Origin of the sequence: Kribbella sp. (assembly GCF_035655035.1) — a bacterium.
Lineage (GTDB): Bacteria > Actinomycetota > Actinomycetes > Propionibacteriales > Kribbellaceae > Kribbella.
The window spans coordinates 1-4,082 of record NZ_DASRVN010000662.1; the positions used below are offsets into that span (position 1 = coordinate 1).

General features: G+C 67.6%; 5 protein-coding genes. 3 read left to right on the forward strand and 2 right to left on the reverse strand.

The features are described from left to right. Positions 1-127: 127 nt before the first annotated feature. The 3 genes from VFF46_RS34645 to VFF46_RS34655 all read left to right on the forward strand — a co-directional run bounded on the left by VFF46_RS34645 (position 128) and on the right by VFF46_RS34655 (position 2,748). A complete protein-coding gene (locus tag VFF46_RS34645) occupies positions 128-1,165 on the forward strand; it encodes a hypothetical protein (protein ID WP_325041473.1) in 1,038 nt (345 codons plus the stop codon). An 18-nt stretch (positions 1,166-1,183) separates the two neighbouring features. After that, entirely contained in the window at positions 1,184-1,735 is a 552-nt protein-coding gene (locus VFF46_RS34650) for a DUF6624 domain-containing protein (RefSeq protein WP_325041474.1), read from the forward strand. Positions 1,736-1,830: 95 nt separating this feature from the next. Next, a complete protein-coding gene (locus tag VFF46_RS34655; protein WP_325041475.1) occupies positions 1,831-2,748 on the forward strand; it encodes an aminoglycoside phosphotransferase family protein in 918 nt (305 codons plus the stop codon). A gap of 279 nt (positions 2,749-3,027) precedes the next feature. On the opposite strand, the gene VFF46_RS34660 is transcribed toward VFF46_RS34655, so the two are convergent. Further along, entirely contained in the window at positions 3,028-3,372 is a 345-nt protein-coding gene (locus VFF46_RS34660; protein ID WP_325041476.1) for a hypothetical protein, read from the reverse strand. Positions 3,373-3,547: 175 nt separating this feature from the next. Continuing rightward, the gene (locus tag VFF46_RS34665) at positions 3,548-3,910 is read right to left on the reverse strand and encodes a DUF2726 domain-containing protein (protein WP_325041477.1); all 363 of its coding nucleotides are present in this window, start codon (positions 3,908-3,910) and stop codon (positions 3,548-3,550) included. Between the last annotated feature and the right edge of the window lie 172 nt (positions 3,911-4,082).

Here is a 4,082-nt window from a genome sequence, read left to right on the forward strand (position 1 = left end):
CCGGCGCCGCGCTGTTCGCCGACGACTCCCCCGTCGCCCGGCGACTGACCGAGGCCGCCGACTTCTTCGCGTTCATCCACGCCGACATGGACCAGATGATCAAGAACTGGCGGGCGGAGCGGCATCCGTGAACCGCCGCGAAGCCAGGCGTCTATCCGGTACGGCGTGGCTCGACAGCGACTACCGGACCGCCTGGGAAACGCGCATCATGCGCCGGCGAGTACCGCTGTACCGCGCCGGCATCGCCGCACTACGAGCACTGAACGCAACCCGGCCTTCGTTGCTGCGGGCACCGAACGCGAGCCGTCCCTCCTTGCGGGTCACCCGCTGGGAACGCGTCGGTCCGCACGGCGGCACGTTCGTGATGGACAAGCTCGAGACAATGACCGGGAGGACGGATCACCCGGTGACCTCGCGGGCCGAACTGCGCGCGCGAACGTCGTTCGCATCCCGCCTGGCGCGAGCCGTCTCGGCGGACGAGTGGCCACAGATCATCGCCGAGTACGACCGCCGCCGGCGTGGCGAACGTCCGCAGTACCACTACGTCGGCCACCGGCCCCTGAACGCCGCATCGCACGCACTGATGGACGAGGCCTGGGTCCGCGGCGAGCTACCGACGGACGGGTTCCGCGCCTGGAACGTACTGAAGCACGAGGACGACGGCGCGTTCTACAGCGAGTTCTTCACCCACGGCGGCGCCCGCGGCTACCCCGGCGGCGAGACGAACCCGGACTTCCGGCGCGGCCGGATCATGTTCGACATCGCCTGGCGGACCAAGGCGACGCTCGCCCTCGAACGCCAGATCCTCCGCCGAAGCCGGGCACTGCGAGCGAAGGAGCTGCTCAAGTTCCTCCGCACCGAACTCCGCGAAGCAATCCACCCACCGGCCCCGTCCCCCGCCCGGGCGACCACACGAGGCGCCGACATCTACACCCCCGAAGTCGTCGCCGCTGTCGCAGACTTCACCAAGCCCGAGCCGCTCCGCTCCCCCACCGCCCGCGGCGAAACCACACCCGACCGCACCCGCGCCGCCGCGATCGACACGGCGAACACCTTGGCCCACGCCCTCCCACCTCCACACCTGGGCGCCGCGGCACCGCCTGCTCCTCCCCAACCACGAATCGGCCGGCGTAGGAACGATTCATCACCTCAGCAGCAACGCTGACCATGCTTTCCTGAGACCGTGAACCATCTCGAACTACGTGACGAATTGCTCCGCATGGCCTCCACAGACCAGGATGCGCGGCGCCGTCTGGAAGAACATCCACGACTGCTGGACGGCGTACCCGTGCAGGATCTGAGCGCAACCGAGCGACAGACCCTGGACCACTTACAGGCGGTGGACGCCGCCAACACCGCACGAATGAAAGCAATCATCGCCGCGCACGGCTGGCCCGGCCGCCACCTGGTCGGCTCCGACGGCGCGGAAGCCGCCTGGTTACTGATCCAGCACGCCGACCAGGACCCAACATTCCAACGCACCTCCCTCGCACTCCTGAGCGCATCTGTCCAAGCCGGCGACGCCGACTCCACCCACGAGGCCTACCTCACCGACCGAGTGTTGCTTGCCGAGGGCAACCAGCAGCTCTACGGCACCGAATTCAGACTGGCCGACGACGGCTCCTGGCAGCCGCAACCGCTGGCCGACGCCGACCACGTCGACACCCGCCGCCGCCAGTCCGGCCTGGAACCACTCGATGACTACCGCAAACGCTTCGGCCCTCCAAGGCAATGAGCATCCACGGCCGAGATTGTGATGTCTCACTGTGTGTTGGGAAGGCCACTGCTGCGTCATAAAGTCATGGAATGGCAAGAGCACACACTGGCAAGATGCCGAATGACCAGGTTCTGCGCTGGGCGGCCGAGGCGGTTGGCGGGACGAGCGTCGTTTCGTCCGAGGGCCTGACCCGCGGCGAGCACCGCCCTTCGGGCACGTTCCGCCTGGGAATCGAAGGACCGGCGGCCCGGACCAGGGACGTGATCTTGAAGGTCCCTGTCCGGGGATGGATCGCCGCCGCGTGGGTGATCACGAACGCACGCGCGCTTCAGCTGGCCGAGACTCATGGCCTGGCCGCGCCGCGGCTGATCGCTGCGGATCTCGACGGGAAGGCGAGCGGAACCGTCGCCACCCTGGAGACCTTCCTGCCCGGCAGCGCCGGTCTCTCGCCGACGGTTTCGGTCGCCCGGCTCCGCGAAGCGGGAGCAGCCCTTGCCAGGGTCCACGCCTTCAGGCTGGTTCCGCAGGCCCACCTGCCATACCGGCCCCGGCCGTGCGCCGTCGACGACCGCGCCGATGAACGCCGGCGGGGCCTGATGCCGACCACACCTTTGCTGCAGCAGGCCGACGAGCGGGTCAGGTCGCACGGGATGCCGGCAGTCGCGTCGGTGTTCGTGCATGGTGACGCCTGGGGCGGCAACATGCTGTGGGATGGCGACCGTTGCGTTGCGCTGATCGACTGGAATACAGCCGGGGCTGGTAATCCGGGCGTCGATCTCGGCAGCCTGCGGATGCAGATGACCCTTCAGTACGGCCAGGACGCACCGTCCCATGTGTTGGAGGGCTGGGAGCGGCAGGCGGGCCAGGAGGCAGTCGGCGTGCCCTACTGGGATGCCGTGGCCGCGCTGAACACGCCAACAGCGATGGACGGCTGGGCGGGATTCGCCGACGACGGTAGCCTCCTGGGCGCCGCTGCCGTCACCGAAAGGCGCGACGCTTTCCTTCGCACCGCTCTCAGTCACTGGTCATAAAGTCGTCGCGCGTGCCGAAACCGACGCTGCTCTCCACTTGGGGGCCTTTCAGGACACGGGTGCGGTTCTGCATCAGGACATCGGTTGCAGTTGATGTGTCAGGACTTCGGTGACGTTTCCGGGGGCTTGTGGCGCGGGCCGCGGGGTCGAGTTCGGACCTCGCTGGTCGGCGAGAGCATTTCATCGCAACTCTCGCCTGTCCCCATCCCGTCGGACACACGGTGAAGGTCGTAGTGGTTGAGCTGGACACGGCTCGGAGTTCGGCGTCGCCGGTCGCCGTCAGGGCTCCGACGATGGCATCGAGCCCCAGCGCATCGCCCATCCGTCTGGAGACCAGGCGCGACGAATGTCGCGTCCGAGCCGATCCAGCAGAGCATTGCCCTGCTGGGCGCTGAGCGCCACCGGCTCCCCGGCCTCGTAGCGCTGCAGCAGCCAGCCGAGTTCGGCGGTGGCCGGTTCGTCGACGACCGCCTGAGCCGAGATGCCCTCGACTGCGAACTTGCGGATCGAGACCAGCGATGAGATGAACTGGCCGTTCAGCAGACTGAGCACGCAGCACGCCTCGATCGGTCCGTCGACGTCGCCCCCCGGTGAGCCCGATCGTCCCGGGATCGCGCAGGTCACTGAGCCGCTCTAGGGCCGCCTGGTCGAGGCCAGTGAATGTCGGACGTCCGGGGCTGCTCATGTCGATGATCAGGTTGTGGATGAAGGGCTCGTCCCACGGAATCTGCCCAGCTTGCTGGGCGGCGTGGAAAGCCTTCCCGGCCTCGTGCATCTCCAAGATGTAGCCGAGCACCTGTCAACGGCCCTCGCGGCGGGCGAACTGACTATCGACGCGCAGCATGGGCAGACCTGCGGCCTGGCAGAGCCGATCCTTGATCTTGTCGCGCTCACGCTGCTGCGGGTCCGTCCGGTGCCGCGCATCGTCGTACTCGATCGCAAGAATCGGCAGGCCGGTTGCGGCGTCGGCGGCTACGAAGTCGAGGTGTGCCGTGAAGGTGAAGTTCTGCTCGCGCCAGGTCAGGTGCATGTCGTCGACGTCGATGACGTCGCGGAGGCGAGGCTTGAGGAGCAACCGGTAACCGTTGTCACGCGCGTACTCGTCGAGCCCACGGTCCACCTTCGATTCGGCGGCGGTGAGGATCTTCCGCAGTCCGGGCACGCTCTGCACGATAGCTGTCACGGCCGTCGCCCGCGGGTTCCAATGCCCCACCCGGCCATCGGGCCGAGTCCTGGCACGGATCGCGAGACGGACACGAGGATCAGCGGGTCACCGATGTCCTGATAGAGAACTGTCACCGATGTCCTGCGACATGACAAGGCAATGAGCGACC